Raw genomic sequence first — 22,547 nt, forward strand, 5'->3', positions numbered from 1 at the left:
AGAATGGCGCTGCTAACAGGTTTCGCAGGGTTTGCCCATCCGTCTTTGCCTTCACGAATTAGCGATTCTTGACCCAAGGTTTCGGTTATTTGTCTTTAAACCCTCTGCGGTTTTTGACTAAACAGAAGCACAATCCAAGTGATGGGGACATGGGCAGGCTTCTGGATCGCTATATCCACCGCAAGGTCGTTGAGCGTTGGCGCAAGGCTGTGCGCGGCGCGGCGGATTCGCCCGAACCGAAGCTGCGCCGACAACGTGACCAAGCACGGAAACTACGCTTACATCTAGATATGTTACTTCATGAAGCCGAAACACGGCTTGCCCGCCCCAGGATAGGCTCTAACCAAATCCCCAAACCTTTAGGGGCGGACTGGTGTTGGCGGCCCGACTTGTGGCGCGGACCATTGGCGCGCCCGGGTGTCGCCTCGGCCCCGCGCAGGGCGCGGATAGATCGGCAGGTCACTTTGTTCCACGACTGCTCTCTGGCTGAGATTGGCATGCGGCAAACCAGAAACAGCCAAGATCAGGATTTAGCCGCCTTTGGCCTGCAGGTTGAGGTGTTCGGCTTTGCCGGTGCATTTCTGTCGTTGTCGGTCGATCTGCCCACTGAGGCCGCGAAAGACCTGACCAAACAGCACTTGATACGTGTGGACGTTCTGATTGACGCAGAACTGCCGGTTGAGCTGTTTGCGCGCCTCAACATTCTTCATGGCCCAAACACCGATCAGGTTTTGCGTACGCTGGATCCTTCTGCGCAGTCCCACTCGGTCGATTTCGACCTGGCGCACTTACCCCTGAACGAGGCCCGGATTGAAAAGATATGGCTGGACCTGATTTTTGAAAATCCACAGATGAACTGCATTTCGCTACGTGATCTGACCTTCTGCCGCCACCACCGCGCTGATTTGTGAGAGTTCTGGCATGACGTCACCAACACTGACACCCATCCGCTTTGAAAACGGCCTTTGGCTCGGGCACATAGAGGCAGAAGCCGACCCGAAGGTTCGCGTACAGTATCTGGGCAAACCCCTCGCGGATGTACGCGTTACGCCCTCAGATAGCGGATGGTCCGTGGAAATTCCTGTACCACAGGCGGCCTTGTCCGATGGGGTGCATTGCTTTGTGATCGAGAACGCCGAAACATCAGAAAAACTGGGGGATTTCACGGTTATCGCGGGCGTCCCGGCAGCGGATGACTTGCGCGCCGAGGTCGAGTTGTTGCGCGCCGAAATGGACATGCTAAAGCGGGCATTTCGGCGGTCGCAGAACGCAAGCGACTGATCTGCGCGCGGCAAATTCCTATCTTTTCCACCATTTCCGTGCATCATTGAGCGATCCAAGGCAATCTGGACAAGCTCATGGACCGCAGCAGTATCATCAAAATCATTGCGCTGATGGTGACAGGGTTCGGGATCGGGATCGACTTCACCGGCGCATTAATCCTTGTTCCGGCAATCGAAAACAGTTTCGACACCGATATTACCAGCACGCAGTGGGTCCTTAACATCTATGCACTGTTTTTCGCCATGACTATGGTCGCCGGAGGTCGTCTGGGCGACATGTATGGGCATCGCAAGATGATGCTGATCGGGCTTTCGATCTTCTTGTTCTCTTCCATCATGTGCTTCGTATCGCCAACTTTGGATTTCCTCATTGTCGCCCGCGCGCTGCAAGGAATTGGCGCAGGGTGTGTCTGGCCATGCACGCTGGCCTTCGGTGCAACCAAGGTTTCACGCCCGGAACATCGGGCAATGATCATGGGTCTGATCCTGGCGGGTGTAACCTGCGGCAATGTCTTTGGTCCGCTGATCAGCGGGACAGTTGTCAACCTAGGGGATTGGCGGTTGTTCTTCCTTGCAAACGTCGTGTTCTCCACCATCTCGATGGTCACGGCCTTGCTGCTGATGCAACGTGAAACCCATCACAAACAGGGTGAACATATCGATTTCACGGGTATAGGCATTCTGTCTTTTGCCGTCTTGCTGCTGCTTTATGCACTGGATGTTGGCGCAGATTGGGGTTGGAGCTCACCCCCATTGCTGATGTTGTTTTTCGTCAGCGCCGGGCTTTTCTTTCTGTTCCCCAAAGTGGAAAAACGCGTGAAAGAGCCTCTGCTTCTGCCGCAGATGATTGCAAACCGAGAGTTTCGTATCACGCTGGGCCTGAATATGTTTAACGTGTCTGCGGCTTTTGTGGGATTGATGTATTTCCCCCAATACATGCAAAAGGTTCTGGGGTGGTCGACCCTGCAATCAGCTTTTGGTTTGGCGCCTTTGACGGTGTTGCTGGCTGTAGGCTCAATCGTATCAGGCAAGCTATACAATGATTTCGGCCCCAAGCGGTTGTTGTTCTGGGGATATCTCTGCGCCACCATTGGCGCGGCCAGCGTCGTCGCGATGCCGGCAACATTAGGGTACTGGCAGATATTGCCCGGTATGGCCATGATCGGCTTGGGGGCCACACTGACAGTTGGGCCCTCGGGCACTGCTGCCGTCTGCGCGGTAAAGCCGGAACGCGCTGGCTTGGTCGGCGGGCTTAGTTTCATGACCCATCTTGTCTACGGTGCCATTTCAGTCGCGTGCGCGACGGCAATCATGTTCCTGGTCAGCCTACGTAGTCTGGGTGAGCAGCTTACCGCCGCAGGGATTGATATGTCCGCTTCTGATCAGCGGGCTATCAATGGCGGCACTCTGACTACCGCGACAGCCCGCGACGTCATGCAAAAACTGACCAGGCCAGAGGTTGAAAAGGTCAAAGACGCAATCGCCTCTGCCTTTGATACAGGAATGAATATGGCATTTATCTTCGCGACCCTGTCCGTTTCAGTAGGGATTGTGCTGGCCATGTTGCTGGACGAAGACAAATTGCACAAAGTCGAGAACTGATCGCGACACAAAAACGGGGCCGCCCCTCGGGACGGCCCTTTTGTGTTATTGCGACGGCCCGCTTGGATTGAAGGCGGACAGACCTTTGAGGATGTCGATCGCATAAGCCAGCTGATAATCCTCTTCGCGGAGTTCGGCAGTGGCTGCCGCACGTGCGCGGTCTTCCTCGATCTGGCGGATTTCGTCCTCGCTCAGGCTGTCATTGTTCAGACTTCCACGCAGGTCTGCCTCTGAGCGCGTCCGAGCATCCGTTTCTTCGTCATCCGCGGCGGGCGTTGGGCGGGGTTGTTCCACTATGATGTCGGGGCTGACACCAAGCGCCTGAATCGAGCGACCCGACGGCGTGTAATAGCGCGATGTTGTCAGACGCATCGCACCATCCCCACGTAGCGGCATCACCGTTTGCACCGAGCCTTTGCCAAAGCTTTTGGTTCCGACGACGATGGCCCGGCGGTGATCCTGCAGAGCGCCCGCCACGATCTCGGAGGCCGAGGCAGAACCGCCATTGATCAACACCACAATCGGCTTGCCTTCAGCCAGATCTCCGGCTGTGGCGTTAAAGCGCTCACCCTCGCCCGGATTGCGGCCGCGGGTCGAGACGATCTCGCCTTCGTTCAGAAACGCGTCGGACACTTTGATGGCTTGCGTCAGCAGACCACCGGGATTGTTGCGCAGGTCCAGAACAAATCCGTTGATCTTGTCGATGCCACCAGCCTGTTCAATCTGTTCTCTCATCCCCTCTTGAAGGTTGGGGAAGGTCTGGTCGTTAAATGTGGTGACACGCAGCACGACGCTGGGTCCTTCGGTCCGGACGCGCACGGCTGTGAGCTTGATCGTGTCACGAATGATGGTGACGTCGAACGGGTCTGCTTCACCTTCACGAACGACGGTAATCACAATCTCAGACCCGACCGGACCGCGCATCAATTCTACTGCCTTGTCCAGTGTCAGGCCCAGAATGCTTTCACCATCGACATGGGTGATAAAGTCGCCAGCCTCGATACCCGCAGCATCTGCCGGGGTGTCATCGATGGGCGAAACGACTTTTACAAAACCCTCTTCCTGCGTCACCTCAATGCCCAGGCCGCCGAACTCTCCCCGCGTTTGCACGCGCATCTGTTCCGCATCGTCGGGCGACAAATAGCTGGAATGTGGGTCCAGCGAAGTCAGCATTCCGTCAATAGCAGCTTCGATCAGCTCTTCGGGCTCAACCTCTTCGACATACTGCGCGCGAATGCGTTCGAAAATGTCGCCAAAAAGATCAAGTTGTTCATATACGCTGGCCTTGTTCGCGGCCTCTTGGGCGAGCAATGGGCCTGCGATCTGAGTCGTTGTTATTACACCTGCCACGGTTCCGGCCAGAGCGGCCATCACAAATTTCTTCATATGTTCTTATCCATCCTTGCCGGTCCGAAACCAAGATTCCGGGTCCACGGGGCTGTTGTCTTGTCTTACCTCTATATAGAGCGTTTCTGACCGATCAGTTCCAGTGCCATCACCGCTTGTTGACAAAATAGCGCCGATTCCCGGAGTTTCACCCGGCATCAAACCAACCGGTGTACCTTCGGGAATGACTTGTCCTATATTCCCATACACCTCCTGAAGGCCAGAAAACACAAATAAAAGCCCTGGTTGGGGTTCAAGGATGACCAGATTCCCAAGATCGAGCAATGGACCGCGATACCGGATTGTGGCTGCGGTTGGCGATGTAACAATCGCGCGCGGCCGGGTGCCCAGCACCATTCCAGGGCGTTTGACGCCCGCTGCATCGGTTTCGCCGGCGCGGTGAAGCAGAATACCCTGTACAGGCAGGGCGATATTGCCTTTACGGCTGGACACATCCGCATTGGTTGCCGCGATTTCCCCATCAGAAATTTCCGTCAGACCGCGCGCGAACCCGTCCAGCGTTTCTGTTGACGAGATCAGGATCGCCGTTCGCACCGGGTCTTCGACAAACCGCACCGGCAGGTCGGTTCGATCAGCAATGGCGGTGCTGAGTTGAGTGCGGGCGGATTGAACGCCAGTCAAGCCTTCGGTCAGGGTTTCCGCGGCACTTTGCTGAAGCTGCCTGAGGGTCTGAACCTCTTGCAGGTCATGGGCCAGAGCCTGTGCATGGGCGTTCAGGCCGGGCGTGACCTCGGATAGCATCATGCCGGCTCTGGCGGTGCCAAGCGGGCCAGATGGGTGAAGCATCAAAACGGATGGCGCGGTCGTTTCGATGGTTTGCAGCACGCCCAAAAGCTGCGCGATTTCATCTTCGCGGCTGCGTAATTCTGCGGTTAACTGCGCCTCGCGCGTGGCGGCGCGGCGCAACCCTTCGCGCATGGCGGCCAGACCGGCCTCGTAGGCCTGAATTGTTTCTGTCAGAGCGCGCACCCTGTCGCGAGCGTTTTCGGCGTTGTTTAGCGCGATCGAAGCCTCTTCCAGCATCTGCACCGCATCAAGGGCGGCTTTCGACGGGTCAGTCTGGGCCTCGACGGGCATTGCGAACAACGCGGCAAACAGAAACGCGCGCAGAGTCATAAGAGCAGGCTCTTGCCCGTCATTTCAGGCGGTTGTTCCAGACCCATCAATTGTAACAAGGTAGGGGCAAGATCAGACAAACGGCCGTTGCGCAGCGTGGCACCCTTGGGCCCTCCGACCAAAACCACAGGTACGGGGTTCAGTGTATGCGCGGTATGCGGCCCGCCGGTTTCAGAGTCTACCATCACCTCACAATTGCCGTGGTCAGCGGTGACGATCATTGCGCCCCCTACCTTTTTCAGCGCAGCCAAGACCTGCGCCAGCCCTTGATCTACAGCCTCACAAGCCTTGATAGCGGCTTGTAAATCTCCGGTATGCCCAACCATATCCGGGTTGGCATAGTTTGTGACGATCAGATCATACCCGGCCTCAATCGCCTCAACAAATTTTGCCGTCACCTCGGCCGAGGACATCCCGGGCTGTAGATCGTAAGTTGCCACGTTGGGAGATTTCGGCATGTATCGATCTTCGCCCGCCTCGGGCGTTTCCTTGCCGCCGTTCAGGAAGAACGTGACATGCGGGTATTTTTCGGTCTCGGCCAGACGAAACTGGCGCAGTCCCTGTTTGGCTACCCATTCGCCCAGAGTGTTCACGATGTTCCGCTTGGGAAACACGGTCGTCATGTACGCGTTGTGCCCGTCCGAGTATTCCACCATTCCAATCAATGCCGACAACTGTGGGCGGGGACCAGTATCAAATTCGGCGAAACTGGGCTCACCAATCGCGCGCAGAATTTCGCGCGCGCGGTCAGCCCGGAAGTTGAGACAGAAAAACCCGTCGCCATCCGCGACACCGTCAAAGCCCTTCAGAACCGTGGGTTCGATAAACTCGTCGGTTTCCGACTTGTCGTAGGCCTGTTCGATTGCCTCCCTTGCAGATGAAGCGACCCGGCCTTTGCCGTCGATCATCGCCTTGTAGGCTTTAGCTACACGCTCCCACCGATTGTCACGGTCCATCGCGAAATATCGCCCACTGACCGTCACGATCCGCGCGCCTGCCGGCAGACGGCCTTCAAGTTCGGCGACATAGGTCAAGGCCGACTTTGGGGCCACATCGCGGCCATCGGTCACCGCATGAAGCGCGACAGGCACATCCGCATCGGTAATCGCTTTGGCCGCAGCAACGATGTGGTTCAGATGTCCATGCACACCGCCATCTGACACCAAGCCCATCATATGGGCCGTCCCGCCAGCGGCTTTCACGCGGGCAATGAAATCCTGCAAAGCATCGTTTTCAAAAAATGTGCCATCTTCGATTGCCAGGTCGATCTGACCCAGATCCATTGCGACAACGCGCCCTGCGCCAATATTTGTATGGCCGACCTCGGAATTGCCCATCTGTCCGCTGGGCAAGCCAACATCTGGTCCGTGGGTGATCAGAGTGGCATGCGGTTCGTTGGCCATCATTGCATCAAAAGTGGGCGTATTGGCCAGATAAGGCGCGTTGGCCCTGGTTTCGTTTGACAGTCCCCAACCATCAAGAATGCAAAGGACGACGGGTTTCGGGACGGTCATTTTTGAACTCCGGGTTTCTGCTCTTGGACGCTCTTTTATCGCCTGACCCACGGCGGGTGAACCGCCTTTCGGCCCCGTTACGCCAAATTTAATGACGGGAAGGCTTATCCGTGCCGATGTAGCCGGCAAAAGGCCGGGCTTTTCGCCCCCGGTACTTTACGGTCAGCTCAAGCGGGGCATCGTTTTCGTCATATACACCGACTACTACACCCCTACCCCGGCTTTTGGTCCGCATCTCGATCAATTGCTGCGCCGAACGTGTCGTGCGCTGCGACGGGCGTCGGGCCCATGCGAAGAGGTGGTCGTACATTCGGGCGATGACGTCAGCATGCTTGTCACTCTCCCCCAGATCGTTCAATTCGTCCGGGTCGTTTTCCAGATCGAACAGCAGTGGGCGGTGGCCGCCTTCACAATGGATCAGCTTCCAACGCTTGTCGGCAACCATGAACATCACCGCATCCCGTACCGACGCATTCAGCGCATCGGCAATGGGTGAGGCGGAATAATCATACTCACAAATCACAACATCGCGGGGTGTCTCATCCTTTTGCCCATGCAATATCGGCAACAGGGAATGCCCTTCGAGGATATGCGAGGCCACCTCACCCCCGGCCACCTCGACGAAGGTCGGAGCGAGGTCGATGGACTCAACTAGCGCGTTACAGATTGTGCCTCGGGTCGCGTCAGATTCAGGTGACGGGTCGTAGATAATCAGCGGAACCTTAGTCGAGGCGTCGTGGAAAAAGGTTTTCTCGCCCATCCAGTGATCCCCAAGAAAATCACCATGGTCCGAGGTCAGCACGATCATCGTGTCCTTCATGCGCCCGGTTTCTTCCATCCAGTCGAACAGGCGTCCCATCTGATCGTCGGCCTGTTTGATCAGACCCATATAGGCAGGGATTACCGCCTCACGCACATCTTGACGTGAAAATGCCTGACCGACTTTTGTTTCCATAAACGCACGCAATACCGGGTGCGCATTCTGGCGTTCAACCTCGGATCGCACGACAGGCAATACAAACTCTGGCCCATACAATGAGGCATAAGGTTCGGGCACGATATAGGGCCAATGCGGCTTGATAAAGCTTAAGTGGCAGCACCAGGGGCCACCATGCTTTTCCATGAACTCGATACCGCGGCCGGTCAGATAGGGGGTTTCGCTGTCTTCCTCAGCAATATTTGCGGCTTCGTGTGCGTTTTTCAGAAACCACCCAGACAGCACGTTTCCGTCCGCGTCCAATCCAGAATTGGCGAAGTCGTGCCAGGGATTGTCACTTTCATACCCCTTGTCGGTCAGGTATTTGTTGTATTCTTTCGCTCCGTCAGGGTCATAAAATCCATCTGGACCTTCTGGGCGCATACCATCGTCGCGTTCGAACACGTCAAACCCGCATTCCGCCACCCGAGCGCCGATCAAGCTGTCGGGCTCCAGACCCAGCCGCGCCATCCCGTCGGCATCCGCGCGCATATGGGTTTTGCCGACCAGCCAACAGTCCATACCGGCTTTGCGCAGGTGATCGCCCATCGTCATTTCACCCACTTTCAGGGGGATACCGTTCCAGGATGCGCCATGCGAATGAACGTAGCGCCCGGTATAGGTCGACATGCGTGAGCTGCCGCAAATCGGGGACTGAATATAAGCCCGGTTAAACCGCACACCGCGCGCGGCAAGGCGGTCAATGTTGGGGGTATGCAAATGTGGGTGACCGTAGCAACTCAGGTAATCCCATCGTAGCTGGTCGAACATAATAAACAGAATGTTTTTGGCTTTGGCCAAGGTTGCGCCCCCAATATAGTCAAGGACCTAGTTAGCCAATTCCGGGCGATCAACGAAGCATAATCTGCGCTCAGGCCCGACGCTCCATCTGTTCCAGCATCTTCTTGGCGCGCTTGCACTGTAGCTGATCGCGCAGTGGGCTGTCGGGGTCAACGTCCTTGTGACACACCAAACACTTGTCCGCACCCGAGATCGCATTGAGACCGCCACAACTGCCTTTGATGGTTTTGCCCATCAGCATGACACCCAGCGACATGCCCACCATCACCAGGGCCAGCAAGACAAAGGCCAGAATAAAGGTACTCATTGTGATTCCTACCGATCAGTTGGGTTCAAGCGCATCTTTGAACGCGGTGCTTTGTACTGTGATATACGCATCTTCGCCGCCTGTCACATCCCTAGAGATGAAGTACACGGCAAGTTTATGCTTTTCGGCCAGTGCCAAACCCTTTTCCTGCCCCAAGGCCAGCATCGCGGTCGCCCAGGCATCTGCCATCATCGCGTTTTCGGCCAATACCGTGACAGAGGTTGTACGGTGCGTGATTGGACGCCCGGTTGTCGGGTCGATGATATGCGAATAGCGCGCACCATTATGTTCGAAGAAATTCTTGTAGTCACCGGAACTTGCCATGCCCCGATCGCTCACAGATACGATCAATTGCGGTGACTGTGCACCGGCAAGCGGTTTTTCGATGCCAATTCGCCAAGCCTCACCCTGATCATTCTGGCCGCTTGTGACCAGATCGCCGCCGATCTCGACCAGATAGTCCTCGATACCTGCTGTCCGCAGAGTTTCAGCCACGGCGTCAATACCATAGCCTTTGGCAATAGCGGACAGGTTTATTCCGACATCGGGATCGGATTTCGCCAGCGTCCCGGCGGCGGTGTCGAGGGTCAGCAAACGGTTCTGTCCCACATTGTTCAATGCTGCCCGAATTTCGGCATCCGAAGGCACCGGGTCTTCGGGCGTGCGCGGCCCAAAGCCCCACAGTTCGATCAGCGGGCCTAGCGTAACATCGAATGCGCCGCCGGTCTTTTCGTGAACGGCATTCGCGGCGGCCATGACATATGCGAATTCGGCAGAGACTGGCATAGGGTCCGTGCTGGTCGCGGCTGAGAAGGTTGAGACTTCGGAATTCGGATCCCAGTTGGACATTTTGGCGTTGACCTCCGCCAGAGTCTCTTCGACAGCGGCGGCCAAAGCGTCCTGATCCAAATCCTCGCCGATTGCGGTGACGTTGAACGTCGTTCCCATCGTCTCGCCCGACAGTCGAACCACCTCAGGGTCGGTGTCGAACAGGCAGCCGGACAGAACTGTGAAAAGAGCCAAAACAGGCACAAGACGCATGGGGCGACCTCCTGAAAATAAGTGTCCGGCGTATGCCAGCCACCCCGGCCAGAGTCAAACCGGCATCACGGCTTTAGCGGCAAAAAGCCCAGGACCAATAAACCGATCCCTGCGGGGAGCCCGAACAGCCACGCCCGTTTTCGCCAACCCGGCGGCTGTTGTTTCCACAGCATGCGGAAATTGTGACCACAGACAACGACCACAAAGAAAATCAGGGCAGCCACCGGCGGGGTGAGATACAGATTGTTCAAAGGCTTGTGCCTCCTGTTCAGGTCCGGGATTCTGCCCATCAACGCAATTGCACCCTATACAGGTCGTTTAGCTGCGCTAAGGTGAAAGGGAAAGGCATTGCAAGACCAAAAGGAGATTGCCCATGGCTCCAAGCTCTTACCAGGCTCCGATGCGCGGCGACAAGGAAGACAAGACCACGTACAGCCAGTCGACAGAGTCAAACCTGTCGCACTCACAAACAACCGTGGCAAAACTGCTGGAAGGCAAGGGTGATGCGGTGTTTTCGGTGCGGCCCAACGAAACGATCCATTCCGTTGTCAACACGCTTAAAGAAAAGCGTATCGGTGCAGTTCTGGTGACTGATCAGAACGGTGCCCTTCACGGCATTCTGTCCGAGCGTGACATCGTGCGGCGTATGGCGGATACGCCCGGCCAGACCTTGCCGCAAGCGGTCGAGGACCTGATGACGCGCGAGGTAAAGACCTGCACTCCGGACGACCTGTTAAACGATGTTCTGAAAACCATGACAGAAGGCCGCTTTCGTCATATGCCAGTCCTGCGTGATGGCAACCTGTGCGGCGTGATTACCATTGGCGACGTTGTTCATTTCCGCTTGAAAGAGTTGGAATATGAAGCCCTTCGCATGAAGCAGATGATCGTCGGCTAAGTGGCTTTGCAGAAAATACCCTTGACCTTGCCCTTGCGACAGTATCCCTGAGGCGCCAAAGGCTGCAGTGAGGTCGAGGGATGCAAATAATATGCTCCGGTAACAGGCACCAAGTGATCAATTGGGCTCAATCCGACGAAATTCACGCACTCCGAAAAGGTGCGGACCTTATGTCCAAGTTGCTATGATGATTGCGTCCGATCCGAACGCACGTCGTATCGCGGTGATTGGCCTTGGCTATGTGGGCCTGCCGTTGGCAGTGGCCTTCGGCAAGGTTGGTCCTGTGTTGGGCTATGACATCAACATGAACCGGATCGATGCCCTATGCGCCGGACTCGATGCAACACAAGAGGTCGAGCCCGAGGATTTTGCAGCAGCCTCCGGGTTGGTGTTCACGACTGATCTGAGTGATCTGGCGGACTGCGATACCTACATCATAACGGTGCCCACCCCGATCACGGTAGGGAAGCAGCCGGATCTGTCCCTTCTGCTGCGCGCGTCCGAGATGGTGGGTGGTTTGCTGAAACCCGGCGATCTGGTGATCTATGAATCCACAGTCTATCCCGGAGCGACTGAAGAGGACTGCGTGCCCGTGCTGGAACGCGTCTCCGGGTTGACGTTCAATATTGATTTCTTCGCTGGCTACAGCCCTGAGCGGATCAATCCCGGCGACAGGACGCACCGAATCTCGGATATCTGCAAGGTTACATCCGGCTCGACTCCCGAAGTGGCTGATCTGGTAGATGCGCTTTATGCTCGTATAATCTCGGCAGGCACTCACAAAGCTGAAAGCATACGCGTGGCCGAAGCGGCCAAGGTCATCGAAAATACGCAACGCGACCTGAATATCGCTTTAGTCAACGAACTGGCGATGATTTTTGGGCGGATGGATATCGACACCGAAGCCGTGTTGCGGGCAGCGGGAACCAAGTGGAACTTTCTACCCTTTCGCCCCGGCTTGGTGGGCGGGCACTGCATAGGGGTTGACCCCTATTACCTTACCCATAAGGCCGAGGCCGTTGGACATCATCCCCAGATCATTCTGGCAGGTCGACGACTGAATGACAGTATGGGTGGCTATGTCGTGTCGCAACTGGTCAAGCGGATGACGCGCAGCGGGATAAACGTAGGCGCGGCGCGGGTTCTGGTAATGGGCCTGACTTTTAAGGAAAACTGCCCCGACCTGCGCAACACGCGTGTCGTGGACATTATAACCGAGCTTCAAAGCTACGGGGTGACAGTCGATGTGCATGACCCGCATGCCGATCCTGCGGCGGCGCAATCCGAGTATGGGTTGTCTCTGATCCAGCAGCCAGAGAAAGGAATGTATGACGGTGTCGTTCTGGCTGTCGCACATCAGGAATACCGAACGCTCGACCCTGCGCAGTTCCGCGCCTTTGGCAAACCCAAAAGCGTGGTTTTTGACGTCAAATCCTGCCTACCGCGCGAGGCCAGCGATCTGAGGCTTTAGACCAGGCGTTGTTGCCTCAAATGAAAACCGGCGCCTGATGCGCCGGTTTTTTTCGCCTTACCCGCCGAAGTCGTCGAGCATGATGTCTTCGCGGTCCACGCCCAGATCTAGAAGCATGTTAATAACCGATTGGTTCATGATCGGCGGGCCACACATGTAGAACTCGCAATCCTCAGGTGCGGGGTGGTTCTTGAGGTACTCCTCGAACAAAACATTGTGGATGAAGCCGGTATAGCCTTTCCAATCATCCTCGGGCTGCGCATCGGACAGGGCAACATGCCATTCGAAATTGTCGAACTCTTCGGCCAGCTGGTCGAAATCCTCGACAAAGAACATTTCTTTCTTCGACCGGGCACCGTACCAGAAGCTGATCTTACGATCGCGGTTTTCCAAGCGTTTGAGCTGGTCGAAGATGTGGCTGCGCATCGGAGCCATACCGGCGCCACCACCGATGAAAACCATCTCTTTCTGGGTATCGCGGGCAAAAAACTCGCCAAACGGACCCGAGATCGTGACCTTGTCGCCCGGCTTGAGATTAAAGATGTACGAGGACATCTGCCCCGGGGGGATACCTTCGGAGCCCGGAGGTGGTGAAGCAACCCGGACGTTCAGCATGATCATGCCCTTCTCATCCGGATAGTTGGCCATCGAATAGGCGCGTTCGATTGGCTCGCTTACAACGGACTCGTACTGCCAGAGATTAAAGCGATCCCAGTCTTCGCGGTATTCTTCTTCGACGTCGAAATCGGTGTATTTCAACTGGTGCGCGGGTGCTTCGATCTGGATATAGCCACCAGCGCGGAAGTTCACGTCCTCACCTTCAGGCAAGTCCAGCGTCAGCGCCTTGATGAACGTGGCCACGTTCTCGTTTGAACGGACGGTACATTCCCACTTTTTGACGCCGAAGACCTCTTCGGGAACTTCGATATCCATATCCTGCTTGACCGCGACCTGACAGGATAGGCGGTCTCCGCAGGCGGCTTCGCGCTTGGTGATATGGCTTTCCTCGGTCGGCAGGATTGATCCGCCGCCAGAATGTACCCGCACGCGGCACTGTGCGCAGGTCCCACCGCCGCCACAGGCTGACGGCACGAACAGCTTCTCGGCTGCCAGCGTTTGCAGCAACTTGCCTCCCGCCGGGACTGAGATGGTTTTTTCGCCGTTGATCGTGATGTTCACGTCACCGGTAGAGACAAGCTTGGATCGGGCCGCAAGAATAACTGTTACCAGCGCGATAACGATCAGAGTGAAAAGGACAACGCCAAGGCTAAAGGTTTCCATCAACGCCTCCTTACAGCTTCACGCCCGAGAAGGACATGAAGGCCATCGCCATCAGACCTGCGGTGATAAACGTGATGCCCAAACCCTGCAAACCGTCTGGAATATCAGAATATTTCAGCTTCTCACGCACACCCGCCATGGCGGTGATCGCCAGTGCCCAACCAAAGCCCGAAGACAGACCATAAGTCGTAGCCTCGGCAAAGTTGTAGTCTCGTTCCACCATGAACAGCGAGCCACCCAGGATGGCGCAGTTCACCGTGATCAGAGGCAGGAAGATTCCCAGTGCGTTGTAGAGAGGCGGGAAATACTTATCCAAGATCATCTCCAGAATCTGCACCATCGCCGCGATCACGCCGATATATGAAATCAGGCCAAGAAAGGTCAGGTCCACATCCGGAAACCCCGCCCAGGCCAGCGCTCCCGGTTTCAGCAGATAGGTAAGCAGCAGATTGTTGGTCGGGACGGTGATCGCCTGAACTAGCATCACAGAAATACCCAGCCCCAGCGCGGTTGAGATTTTTTTCGACACGGCGATGAACGTACACATGCCAAGGAAAAAGCTGAGCGCAAGGTTTTCGACAAAGACGGCCTTTACGGCCAGTGAGATCAGACCTTCCATCAGTGGGCCTCTACCTGCTGAATTTTATATTCACGTTCTTCTACCTGTTTCGGTTTCCATGTGCGGAAGGCCCAAATGATCAGACCGATGATGAAGAACGCCGATGGGGGCAGCAGCAGCATGCCGTTGGGCACGTACCAGCCGCCATTGTTGACAGTTTCCAGGATGGTGACACCGAACAGCGACCCCGCGCCGAACAGCTCACGAATGAACCCAACCAGCAACAGGATCAGGCCATAGCCCATACCGTTGCCAGCACCGTCGATGAAAGATGCGACCGGCGGGTTTTTCATGGCGAAGGCCTCAGCCCGCCCCATAACGATACAGTTGGTAATGATCAGACCAACGAAAACCGACAGGGTTTTCGAAATCTCGAAGGCGTAGGCTTTGAGAATCTGGTCCACCAAGATCACCAGCGAGGCGATGATTACCATCTGAACGATGATCCGGATCGAACCCGGGATCTGATTGCGCAGGCACGAGATGAAGAAGGATGAGAACGACGTCACGAAAATCACCGCCAGTGCCATTACGATGGACACTTGCAGCGACGACGTCACCGCCAACGCCGAACAGATGCCAAGCACTTGCAAGGTGATGGGGTTGTTGTCGACAAGCGGGTCGACCAGCATTTCTTTCTTGGTCTGGGACATCAGAACTCTCCTGCTTGCAATTTGGCCAGGAAGGGGCTGTAGCCCTCATCACCCATCCAGAATTTCACAAGGTTGTCGACACCAACCGAAGTCAGCGTCGCACCAGCCAGCGCATCGACATAATATTCAGGGCCAGCAGCCGGTTGCGACTTGGCTACCGTGATCTGCAAATCTCCTTCGTCATCGCGCAACTTTTTACCATTCCACAACGCTTTCCAGCGTGGGTTGTCCACTTCGGCCCCCAGGCCCGGCGTCTCACCGTGCTGATAGAATTGCAGACCGAAGATATCATTGCCGTTGTTTTCCAGTGCGATGAAGCCATACAGGGTCGACCACAGGCCGTAACCATGCAGCGGCAAGATCACCTTGTTCAAGTCACCAGACTCGTCGCGCAGCAAATAGACCACGCGGTACTTGGACTTGCGGCCAATGCCCGCCGGGTCATTTTCCAATGCCACGCTCAGCTCTGGGTCACTGGCGGCGGCCAGATCGTCAAAGGTGGCGGCGTCAAATTGATCGTCAGCAAACTCACCTGTCGCGAGTTCAAGCACATGCGGCTCGAATGCGGCGAACGCTTCGGATACGTCGATGCCGGGCTCGTACACGCCGGCGACCTGCAGAACGTTAACCTGTTTGTCTTTCAGGCGGTTGGCTTCCTGCACTGGACGCAGGCTGACCGCTGCCGAGGATACAACCATCGACGCAACAAGACAGACGGCGACGGCGATGAAAATCGTTTTACCGACCGAATCCGGCGAGGCCGCCAGAAACCTTGCGATCGCGCCCTTGGGTTCGTGGGGTTGCGTATCAGACATGGCGGCGCGCCCTCCGTTTAATGTTGGCCTGAACCACGAAATAGTCGATGAGCGGAGCGAAGACGTTGCCAAACAGAATGGCCAGCATCATGCCTTCAGGGAAAGCCGGGTTGATGACGCGGATCATCACGACCATGATGCCGATCAGCGCGCCATAGATATAGCGGCCAATGTTGGTGTGACTGGCCGAGACCGGCTCGGTCACCATGAATGCCAACCCAAACGCGTAGCCACCGACCACAAGGTGCCAGTACCACGGCATTGCGAACATCGGGTTTGTATCCGAACCGATCAGGTTCAGCAGAAGCGTAAAGCCAATGGTGCCTGCCAGACAGCCGACGATCAGGCGGTAATTGGCGATACGCGTCATCAGCAGAAAGCCCAACCCGATCAGGCAGGCCAGTGCCGACGTCTCACCAAAGCTGCCCTGCATCAAGCCAAGAAACGCGTTCCACCAGGTCAGACCCTCGGTAGCCAGAGACTGATATCCCTGGGACGCTGACACCGACAGTGCAGTCGCGCCAGAAAACCCATCCACGGGGGTCCAGACCGTGTCGCCTGACATATTCGCCGGGTAGGCAAAGTACAAAAAAGCCCGACCCACCAAAGCGGGGTTGAGAAAGTTCTTGCCGGTGCCGCCGAACACCTCTTTGCCGATGACAACACCAAAGATGATGCCCAACGCCACTTGCCAGAGTGGCGCACTCGCCGGCATGATCAGTGTATAAAGCATTGAAGTAACGAGGAAACCTTCGTTTACCTCATGCCCGCGCACGGTTGCGAAGATCACCTCGAAAATACCGCCGGCAACAAGGGTCACGATGTAGATCGGAAGAAAATACATCAAGCCGTGCATGACGTTGGCAAAGACGTTACCGGGATCCAGCGGGATACCGAACGCTTGCAGGATCGCAATCCGCCAACCCGTCGCCGAATCCGGACCAAGTGCCACAATCGCGGCATTGGACTGATAACCGGTATTGTACATCCCCCACAGGATGCAGGGGATCGTCGCGATCACGACATAGGTCATGATCCGCTTCATATCGATGTATGACCGCGCATGAGGCGCGACTGTGGTCACGGTTTTCGGAGTGTAAATAAAGCTTTCGACCATCTCGTAGATGGGAAAATACTTCTCGTATCTGCCGCCCTTGGTAAAGTTTGGCTCGATCCGATCAAAGAAGCTGCGCAAACCCATTTGGATCAGCCCTCCTTTTCGATTTTTGTCAGGCAGTCGCGCAGCGCCAGCCCGTATTCATATTTTGCCGGGCACGCAAAGCCGACAAGACCCAAATCTTCTTCGTCCAGTTCCAACGCGCCAAGGGCCTGTGCAGTGTCTGTATCCATAACCAGAAGCGCACGCAGCAACTGCGTCGGCAGATAGTCCTGTGGCATCAACCGCTCGAATGTACCGGTTGGAACCATGGCGCGTCGACCGCCGTTCAGGTTGCTGGTCAGGGTGAAAAGCTTTTGCGAGAAGGCCGAACCCAGCACCGGCTGAACCGAGAATTTCGACGGCATTGGGCGAATCCAACCCATCGGGATCTGATCGTGATCCTCGCGGATGATGCAGATTTGGCGCGCAAAGCGACCCAGAAAAGCCGTCGGACCTTCGGCCTGCGCTCCGGACAGGATCGAGCCCGAGATGATCCGCGGTGTACCGTCGAGGTTGATTTCGTGAGACGTCAGGTCATCCGTTGATACGCCCATCACGGTTCGGATCAAGCGCGGTTGCCGCGCGCCCGGACCGCTTAGCGCAATCACGATGTTTGGATCCAGGTGCCCGGTCAACATCAGTCGGCCAATGGCGATCACATCCTGAAAGCCAATGGTCCAGACCTTTTTGTCGCCGGTCAGCGGCTCAAGGAAATGAATATGCGTTCCAGCCAACCCCGAAGGATGCGGACCAGAGAAAGACGCCGCCTCAACCCCAGAAACATCTGCGCCCGGAACGCTGTCACCCTCCTTGTGGCAAAGATAGGTTTTGCCCTCGGTCAGCTTGGTGATCGCGCCAAGACCAGTCGTGAAGGCCTCTTCCGCGTCCGAGATAATCACGGCCGCGTCGGCGGCCAGCGGCTCACTATCCATGGCAGTAACGAAAATCGCCGCAGGTTTGCTGCCCGGCTCGGGCATTTTCGAATATGGCCGTGTGCGGAACGACGTCCACAGACCCGCCGCACACAATTTCTCGGTAACACCTTCGGCGCTGTCCGAATTACCCACGCCCGAGAAATCCAACCCCGTATCATTGGGGTCTGATACCTCGATCACAACGCTCTGCAGGACACGGCGTGCGCCTCGGTTAACTGCCACGACCTTACCACTCATCGGGGCGACCATCATCGCCTCTGGCGCGTCCTTGTGGCAGAACAACGGCGTACCACGCTGTACCGTCTCGCCCTCCTGCACCAGCATACGGGGTTTTAGACCCATGTAGTCGCCACCCAAGACGCCAACGGTCTTGAATTCCGGTCCCGGATGAATGGTTTGGTCAGGCGCACCCAGCACCGGTAACTCCAACCCTTTTTTCAGTTTGAAAGTTTGCATGTCGCTACGGTCTTCCAAGCCTCTTTATCTGCGCCAGCTTTGCCGACACCTTATTAGGGTCAGACAATAACGCGGGTCTTCTGCACAGTCGTCGTAAAAGCGCCGAAAGGTGTCTATGATCCACGGGCGTAATCCTGATTGTGGCCCCTTTACGCGGGGATTATGCCGAAAGCAAACCTGTTACCGCCAAAATTGAACATTCCGTGTCAATTTCCTTTAATACTATATGTATCGTCACAAAAAAATTGCATATCGCGCCCGGGTTGCTTCCGGTGTAAGCACGTCCAATGGACGAAAAGCACGATCTTGAATATTTTCTGGTGGCCACCCCTGGGCTTGAGGCCCCTTTACATGCCGAGGCTGTTGAGAAAGGATTCGCCGGTGCGAAACGCGTTCCCGGTGGAATAACGTGCCAGGGTGACTGGTCAGAGGTCTGGCGCGCCAATCTGTGTCTTCGCGGGGTCAACAAGGTTCTGGTACGAATAGCCAGTTTTCCCGCGGTGCACCTAGCCCAGCTGGACAAACGGGCACGTAAGGTCCCTTGGTCTGATTTCTTGCGGCCCGACATACCGGTGAAGGTTGAAGCCACAAGTCGAAAGTCACGCATCTACCACGCCGGGGCTGCACGTCAGAGGATCGAGACGGCGATCTCGGAAACATTGGAGACACCAATTTCACCCGAGGCAGGTCTGCGTGTTTTGCTGCGTATTGAAAAGGACATCTGCACCCTCTCGATCGATACCTCTGGCGAGCCTTTGCACAAGCGTGGTCACAAGCCGGCTGTGGCAAAAGCACCAATGCGCGAAACAATGGCAGCAATGTTTCTGCGTGAATGTGGCTTTGACGGGTCCGAGCCTGTTTTGGACCCGATGTGCGGTTCAGGCACGTTCGTAATAGAAGCAGCCGAGATGGCGATGGGGCTGAACCCCGGCCGATCGCGCCGTTTTGCGTTCGAAGATCTGCGTGGATTCGACGCACAAAGATGGGCTGAGATGCGAGACGGCAGCCCTCAAGCGCAGATTGACGCGGTATTTGTTGGATCAGACCGCAACGCCGGAGCCATTGAAGCGGCCAAAGCCAATGCCGAACACGCTGGGGTAGCTGAAAATACCCGTTTTTTCTGCCGATCTGTCAGCGACATCAAGCCACCACCGGGTCAGGCGGGGCTTGTCATCGTCAACCCGCCCTACGGTGCAAGGATAGGAGACGAAAAACGTCTGCGCTCGCTTTATGGCAGTTTTGGCAAGGTTTTACTGTCGCGGTTCACAGGATGGAGGGTGGGCATTGTAACCAGCAGTCAATCTTTGGCGCGGGCTACGCGCCTGCCATTGCTGCCCGCAGGTCCGATTGTCGATCATGGCGGTACTAAAATCCGGCTGTATCGAACTGATCCTTTACCGTGACGGCATGCCTAACGACGGGCTTAGCGTGGTGACGGACGTACTAGAGTTCCAGAGTTTACCGTCAGAATACCCCTTGCACATCAAAACACCCGGGTATAGATCACCCGCCACGGTCGGAGTGTAGCTCAGCCTGGTAGAGCACTGTCTTCGGGAGGCAGGGGTCGGAGGTTCGAATCCTCTCACTCCGACCAATAAAATCAATCAGTTAAATGCGAATGAACTGCGCCATTGCCGCAGCACACCCGGATTTTGTCCGGATTATTCTGTTTTTGAGGTCCGGTTTCCGCCGAAAAGTGAAAGAAAAACCGCTGAGGGGGCGGCCACCCACCTCAGCGGCAATGCAAATTTATCTACTCGAACAGATTACTAAATTGAAAGCCTAACCGCAATTGCGGGAGGCGCATCTGTCTACGGCTCACTTTGACGTCTATCCCCAAACTCTCAGCATAGTCTATCGCAAGCTGAATTTGGTTAAGCGCGTCGTGCGTTTCGGCTGATCTCAAGCGCACCAAGAATTGCCTTGCCAAACGCTTCGTCCGACACGTCTTCCGGTAAGACAGTATCTTCATCGCCGCGAATGCCCTCCGAACTGGAACGCCCGCGATATCGCCATGGCTTGAGCCTGATCTTTGCGTCTTGCAAGGTCAGCGTCACGCTCCCTGCGCCGTTGTACAGCGCTTTCAGGGTCTTGACACCCGCGCGCGCTTTGTCGGCTTCAGCCAACGCCTTGAGTTCTTCTTTCGTCGGAAATCGCATCACCGATTCCCATTCTGGATGATCGGGCGTTATGAAGCGGCTCGCCATGAGTGCCGCACGCGCTTCACGCCCCATATCTTCTGCATTCATGTTTGGCTCGAGGAATTCATTGTAACCCTTGGGGTCAGGGCAACCCCGCCGATAGACCGCAAATGAGACAATCTTCGTGAAGGCGCGATGCACATTAATGATTGCGTCCTTGGACTCATTGGGAGTCTTGGAGCGCTTTTTTCGCTCCGCCGCCTCCGCGCGCCGTTTTGCGACCCATTCATCTGTGGTCAGGACTTTTCTCATCGGATGCGGCTCACTTTTACGTCGATCCCCAAACTCTCTGCATAGTCTATCGTGCGTTGAATATGAGTAAACTGTTCAGGTGTTGTGTCATTTGGAATGACGAGTTCAAGGCGCTGGAAGTCGATTTGGTCAGGACGCAATGGGAAGGAATTGGTATTGGAACCATCAAAGCCGTCGATCTGGTCAATGTATCGCTTCAATGCTCCGTAGATACAGCTGGGTCGGTCCACATATCCCGGCGCGCGCGTGTCCAATGTCTTTGCGCTTGTGGCAAGGCCTTGATCGTCGTCGAAGAAGTCGAAGGTCTTGAAGTTGTCCGGTGTACGGCCCCCAAATGCCCCGGCAGTTCCAAGCGATCTTCCCAAGGTCCTCCCTGCTCCTTGATCGGACCACCCCAACGGATGCCGGGATTGTTGATTGTGTCCCAGTCGGGATCGGATGGCAGACGACGGGCGTTTTGCGCTTCGTCCAATAGTTCGTCACGCATACAGTCGGCCGCTCCTCCCTCTGCGGCGCAACAACTTCGCGGCCAACCCCGCAAGGGCCACGTTCATGGCGATCAGCGTATTCAGATAGGCCCGTTCCCGCGCGTCCTCTTCCACCTGAGCCAAGGTCGCAAGACACTGGGCGTACTCGTCCATCACCATGCCGGGGCGGGTCTCAACAGCGTAGACATATTCCGCGAACGCTTTCGCCGTTTCCGGGAAATCGCGCCAAAATGCCTTGATTTCCTCGATACGGTCTTCAACCGCTTGGCGCATTTCGTCCAATTCGGCCTGTTCTTCGTCAGAAAGCGTTCCAAACCGTTCGCGCACCGACAGAACGCCCAATCGGGTGACCCATGCGAGGTTCTCAGGGATTTCACTCAGCGTTTGCCAAATGTCCGCCAAGGTGTCTTTGATGGCTTCCCAGACACCCGTATCCACTCCACGACCATGAGCGACCTGAGCCGCCACGAAATCAGGCTCACATTCCGGTTAATCAAGGAGGTACGGTTCGGCAAAACATCGGCAATTATAGGCTTGTCCGGCATGGCCGGTTTTGGGCGGATTGTCCCAGTCAAAGACCTTGTCGTCATGTTTGGCATGCACATGGCGTACTTTGTCGTCGTCACGGGACCGCCAGATGTACTGATCAATCCCCAGAGCGCGTTGCCCGCGTTCATTGATCAGCCCGGAGAATGACGTGATCAGGTTTTATTCCATCGCACGACGGACGGAGTTGAAGCGGCTTAACCGCTCGCGTGGTCGGCCCAGATCGCTTCCAACCGCTCCGACCACGCTTGAATCGCGGCGGCCTTGTCGCCGGAAACATCCGCCAAGTCGGTAGCGGAAAGAGGGGCACCAAATCCGCCGTGCGTGAGCCGCAGCAGAAGGTCAACATTGATCTGATCCGCAAAATCCAGATTGGTGGCAAATTGTTGCTGCAATGCGGAAAGGCCGGGGATATCTGCTTTGCGCGATAGCGGGCGCGCAACCACCCCATGCGTGTGGCGCGACAATACATAGCCGCCGTTCCCACCTGACCTCAGAAATTGGGTAAACTTCGTTTCCACGAACCACGCCGCATCCGAATGAACGGGGGCAACATCGTAAAACCCGGTTAACAGGTCGAAATCAGACCGTGCGGTGCTAGTTAAACAGTTGAGGCAACGGGTTTGGCGAATGGGAATCAGTTGCAACCCCTGTCTCGCAGCGAACGCAGCCAAGCCCGTCTTGCTTAATCGGTTGAAAAGGCGTCGTAGCCCCGCACCATTTCTG

Annotated in this window: 23 protein-coding genes and 1 tRNA gene; 7 read left to right on the forward strand and 17 right to left on the reverse strand. The window is 56.1% G+C overall.

Annotated elements, in window-relative coordinates; translation table 11 throughout:
• Positions 1 to 149 precede the first annotated feature (149 nt).
• The 3 genes from AC2FIT_RS05810 (at position 150) to AC2FIT_RS05820 (ending at position 2,885) form a co-directional block, all read left to right on the forward strand.
• Positions 150 to 911, forward strand: coding sequence for a DUF6478 family protein (locus tag AC2FIT_RS05810; protein WP_496827531.1), 762 nt, complete (start codon positions 150 to 152; stop codon positions 909 to 911).
• Between the two features lie 10 nt (positions 912 to 921).
• Positions 922 to 1,281 (forward strand): hypothetical protein, encoded by a 360-nt coding sequence (locus AC2FIT_RS05815; protein WP_496827533.1) that lies wholly within the window; start codon positions 922 to 924, stop codon positions 1,279 to 1,281.
• A gap of 77 nt (positions 1,282 to 1,358) precedes the next feature.
• Positions 1,359 to 2,885 carry an MFS transporter gene (locus AC2FIT_RS05820; RefSeq protein WP_496827535.1) on the forward strand — a complete coding sequence of 509 codons (1,527 nt, stop codon included), beginning with the start codon at positions 1,359 to 1,361 and terminating at the stop codon, positions 2,883 to 2,885.
• Between the two features lie 45 nt (positions 2,886 to 2,930).
• Here AC2FIT_RS05820 and AC2FIT_RS05825 read toward each other — a convergent pair whose 3' ends face one another.
• The 6 genes from AC2FIT_RS05825 to AC2FIT_RS05850 form a co-directional block, all read right to left on the reverse strand.
• Positions 2,931 to 4,271 carry a S41 family peptidase gene (locus AC2FIT_RS05825; protein ID WP_068333009.1) on the reverse strand — a complete coding sequence of 447 codons (1,341 nt, stop codon included), beginning with the start codon at positions 4,269 to 4,271 and terminating at the stop codon, positions 2,931 to 2,933.
• Between the two features lie 6 nt (positions 4,272 to 4,277).
• Entirely contained in the window at positions 4,278 to 5,408 is a 1,131-nt protein-coding gene (locus tag AC2FIT_RS05830) for a murein hydrolase activator EnvC family protein (protein WP_496827537.1), read from the reverse strand.
• A complete protein-coding gene (gpmI, locus tag AC2FIT_RS05835; protein WP_496827540.1) occupies positions 5,405 to 6,922 on the reverse strand; it encodes a 2,3-bisphosphoglycerate-independent phosphoglycerate mutase in 1,518 nt (505 codons plus the stop codon). Before gpmI ends, AC2FIT_RS05830 begins: the two co-directional genes overlap by 4 nt.
• 88 nt (positions 6,923 to 7,010) lie before the next feature.
• On the reverse strand, positions 7,011 to 8,699 hold the full coding sequence (locus AC2FIT_RS05840) for a sulfatase-like hydrolase/transferase (protein ID WP_496827542.1): 1,689 nt from the start codon (positions 8,697 to 8,699) through the stop codon (positions 7,011 to 7,013).
• Between the two features lie 70 nt (positions 8,700 to 8,769).
• Positions 8,770 to 9,006 (reverse strand): (Na+)-NQR maturation NqrM, encoded by a 237-nt coding sequence (nqrM, locus tag AC2FIT_RS05845; protein ID WP_496827544.1) that lies wholly within the window; start codon positions 9,004 to 9,006, stop codon positions 8,770 to 8,772.
• 15 nt (positions 9,007 to 9,021) lie between these two features.
• A complete protein-coding gene (locus AC2FIT_RS05850) occupies positions 9,022 to 10,047 on the reverse strand; it encodes an FAD:protein FMN transferase (RefSeq protein WP_496827546.1) in 1,026 nt (341 codons plus the stop codon).
• 373 nt (positions 10,048 to 10,420) lie between these two features.
• Between AC2FIT_RS05850 and AC2FIT_RS05855 the strand changes: the two genes are divergently transcribed.
• Both AC2FIT_RS05855 and tviB read left to right on the forward strand, forming a co-directional pair.
• Positions 10,421 to 10,945, forward strand: coding sequence for a CBS domain-containing protein (locus AC2FIT_RS05855; protein WP_224889958.1), 525 nt, complete (start codon positions 10,421 to 10,423; stop codon positions 10,943 to 10,945).
• Between the two features lie 187 nt (positions 10,946 to 11,132).
• Entirely contained in the window at positions 11,133 to 12,416 is a 1,284-nt protein-coding gene (gene tviB, locus AC2FIT_RS05860; RefSeq protein ID WP_496827787.1) for a Vi polysaccharide biosynthesis UDP-N-acetylglucosamine C-6 dehydrogenase TviB, read from the forward strand.
• Positions 12,417 to 12,473: 57 nt separating this feature from the next.
• Here the strand turns inward: tviB and nqrF are convergent, their stop codons facing one another.
• From nqrF to AC2FIT_RS05890, 6 genes are read right to left on the reverse strand one after another with little or no spacing between them, the layout of a single operon-like run.
• Entirely contained in the window at positions 12,474 to 13,697 is a 1,224-nt protein-coding gene (gene nqrF / locus AC2FIT_RS05865; RefSeq protein ID WP_496827548.1) for an NADH:ubiquinone reductase (Na(+)-transporting) subunit F, read from the reverse strand.
• Between the two features lie 10 nt (positions 13,698 to 13,707).
• The gene (gene nqrE, locus AC2FIT_RS05870) at positions 13,708 to 14,316 is read right to left on the reverse strand and encodes an NADH:ubiquinone reductase (Na(+)-transporting) subunit E (RefSeq protein ID WP_224889955.1); all 609 of its coding nucleotides are present in this window, start codon (positions 14,314 to 14,316) and stop codon (positions 13,708 to 13,710) included.
• Entirely contained in the window at positions 14,316 to 14,969 is a 654-nt protein-coding gene (locus AC2FIT_RS05875; RefSeq protein WP_068332984.1) for an NADH:ubiquinone reductase (Na(+)-transporting) subunit D, read from the reverse strand. Before AC2FIT_RS05875 ends, nqrE begins: the two co-directional genes overlap by 1 nt.
• Positions 14,969 to 15,784 carry a Na(+)-translocating NADH-quinone reductase subunit C gene (locus tag AC2FIT_RS05880; RefSeq protein ID WP_496827551.1) on the reverse strand — a complete coding sequence of 272 codons (816 nt, stop codon included), beginning with the start codon at positions 15,782 to 15,784 and terminating at the stop codon, positions 14,969 to 14,971. The genes AC2FIT_RS05875 and AC2FIT_RS05880 overlap by 1 nt, the downstream gene beginning before the upstream one ends.
• On the reverse strand, positions 15,777 to 16,985 hold the full coding sequence (locus tag AC2FIT_RS05885; RefSeq protein WP_496827553.1) for an NADH:ubiquinone reductase (Na(+)-transporting) subunit B: 1,209 nt from the start codon (positions 16,983 to 16,985) through the stop codon (positions 15,777 to 15,779). Before AC2FIT_RS05885 ends, AC2FIT_RS05880 begins: the two co-directional genes overlap by 8 nt.
• Before the next feature lie 5 nt (positions 16,986 to 16,990).
• Positions 16,991 to 18,334: a Na(+)-translocating NADH-quinone reductase subunit A gene (locus AC2FIT_RS05890; protein ID WP_496827555.1), complete on the reverse strand. Its 1,344-nt coding sequence runs from the start codon at positions 18,332 to 18,334 to the stop codon at positions 16,991 to 16,993.
• Positions 18,335 to 18,621: 287 nt separating this feature from the next.
• Here AC2FIT_RS05890 and AC2FIT_RS05895 point away from each other — a divergent pair, with 287 nt between their 5' ends.
• A complete protein-coding gene (locus tag AC2FIT_RS05895; protein ID WP_496827557.1) occupies positions 18,622 to 19,737 on the forward strand; it encodes a THUMP domain-containing class I SAM-dependent RNA methyltransferase in 1,116 nt (371 codons plus the stop codon).
• A gap of 114 nt (positions 19,738 to 19,851) precedes the next feature.
• A tRNA-Pro gene (locus AC2FIT_RS05900) sits at positions 19,852 to 19,928 on the forward strand.
• A gap of 280 nt (positions 19,929 to 20,208) precedes the next feature.
• Here AC2FIT_RS05900 and AC2FIT_RS05905 read toward each other — a convergent pair.
• The 5 genes from AC2FIT_RS05905 to AC2FIT_RS05925 all read right to left on the reverse strand — a co-directional run bounded on the left by AC2FIT_RS05905 (position 20,209) and on the right by AC2FIT_RS05925 (position 22,342).
• On the reverse strand, positions 20,209 to 20,787 hold the full coding sequence (locus AC2FIT_RS05905; RefSeq protein WP_496827559.1) for a contact-dependent growth inhibition system immunity protein: 579 nt from the start codon (positions 20,785 to 20,787) through the stop codon (positions 20,209 to 20,211).
• The gene (locus AC2FIT_RS05910; protein ID WP_496827561.1) at positions 20,784 to 21,152 is read right to left on the reverse strand and encodes an endonuclease toxin domain-containing protein; all 369 of its coding nucleotides are present in this window, start codon (positions 21,150 to 21,152) and stop codon (positions 20,784 to 20,786) included. Before AC2FIT_RS05910 ends, AC2FIT_RS05905 begins: the two co-directional genes overlap by 4 nt.
• Positions 21,153 to 21,266: 114 nt before the next feature.
• Positions 21,267 to 21,743, reverse strand: a complete 477-nt coding sequence (locus AC2FIT_RS05915; protein ID WP_496827563.1) for a hypothetical protein — start codon at positions 21,741 to 21,743, stop codon at positions 21,267 to 21,269.
• Positions 21,744 to 21,764: 21 nt separating this feature from the next.
• The gene (locus tag AC2FIT_RS05920) at positions 21,765 to 21,980 is read right to left on the reverse strand and encodes a phage minor head protein (protein ID WP_496827789.1); all 216 of its coding nucleotides are present in this window, start codon (positions 21,978 to 21,980) and stop codon (positions 21,765 to 21,767) included.
• A 38-nt stretch (positions 21,981 to 22,018) separates the two neighbouring features.
• Positions 22,019 to 22,342: a hypothetical protein gene (locus AC2FIT_RS05925; RefSeq protein WP_496827565.1), complete on the reverse strand. Its 324-nt coding sequence runs from the start codon at positions 22,340 to 22,342 to the stop codon at positions 22,019 to 22,021.
• Positions 22,343 to 22,547: the final 205 nt, after the last annotated feature.

Source organism: Ruegeria sp. YTSA135 (assembly GCF_059610165.1).

Coding starts and splice junctions, on each gene's coding strand:
- AC2FIT_RS05850 (WP_496827546.1), bottom strand. CDS start 10,047: ATGCGTCTTGTGCCTGTTTTGGCTCTTTTCACAGTTCTGTCCGGCTGC.
- AC2FIT_RS05820 (WP_496827535.1), top strand. CDS start 1,359: ATGGACCGCAGCAGTATCATCAAAATCATTGCGCTGATGGTGACAGGG.
- nqrF (WP_496827548.1), bottom strand. CDS start 13,697: ATGGAAACCTTTAGCCTTGGCGTTGTCCTTTTCACTCTGATCGTTATC.
- AC2FIT_RS05815 (WP_496827533.1), top strand. CDS start 922: ATGACGTCACCAACACTGACACCCATCCGCTTTGAAAACGGCCTTTGG.
- AC2FIT_RS05905 (WP_496827559.1), bottom strand. CDS start 20,787: ATGAGAAAAGTCCTGACCACAGATGAATGGGTCGCAAAACGGCGCGCG.
- AC2FIT_RS05855 (WP_224889958.1), top strand. CDS start 10,421: ATGGCTCCAAGCTCTTACCAGGCTCCGATGCGCGGCGACAAGGAAGAC.
- AC2FIT_RS05895 (WP_496827557.1), top strand. CDS start 18,622: ATGGACGAAAAGCACGATCTTGAATATTTTCTGGTGGCCACCCCTGGG.
- nqrM (WP_496827544.1), bottom strand. CDS start 9,006: ATGAGTACCTTTATTCTGGCCTTTGTCTTGCTGGCCCTGGTGATGGTG.
- AC2FIT_RS05810 (WP_496827531.1), top strand. CDS start 150: ATGGGCAGGCTTCTGGATCGCTATATCCACCGCAAGGTCGTTGAGCGT.
- nqrE (WP_224889955.1), bottom strand. CDS start 14,316: ATGGAAGGTCTGATCTCACTGGCCGTAAAGGCCGTCTTTGTCGAAAAC.
- gpmI (WP_496827540.1), bottom strand. CDS start 6,922: ATGACCGTCCCGAAACCCGTCGTCCTTTGCATTCTTGATGGTTGGGGA.
- AC2FIT_RS05830 (WP_496827537.1), bottom strand. CDS start 5,408: ATGACTCTGCGCGCGTTTCTGTTTGCCGCGTTGTTCGCAATGCCCGTC.
- AC2FIT_RS05890 (WP_496827555.1), bottom strand. CDS start 18,334: ATGCAAACTTTCAAACTGAAAAAAGGGTTGGAGTTACCGGTGCTGGGT.
- AC2FIT_RS05875 (WP_068332984.1), bottom strand. CDS start 14,969: ATGTCCCAGACCAAGAAAGAAATGCTGGTCGACCCGCTTGTCGACAAC.
- AC2FIT_RS05885 (WP_496827553.1), bottom strand. CDS start 16,985: ATGGGTTTGCGCAGCTTCTTTGATCGGATCGAGCCAAACTTTACCAAG.
- AC2FIT_RS05825 (WP_068333009.1), bottom strand. CDS start 4,271: ATGAAGAAATTTGTGATGGCCGCTCTGGCCGGAACCGTGGCAGGTGTA.
- AC2FIT_RS05880 (WP_496827551.1), bottom strand. CDS start 15,784: ATGTCTGATACGCAACCCCACGAACCCAAGGGCGCGATCGCAAGGTTT.
- tviB (WP_496827787.1), top strand. CDS start 11,133: ATGATTGCGTCCGATCCGAACGCACGTCGTATCGCGGTGATTGGCCTT.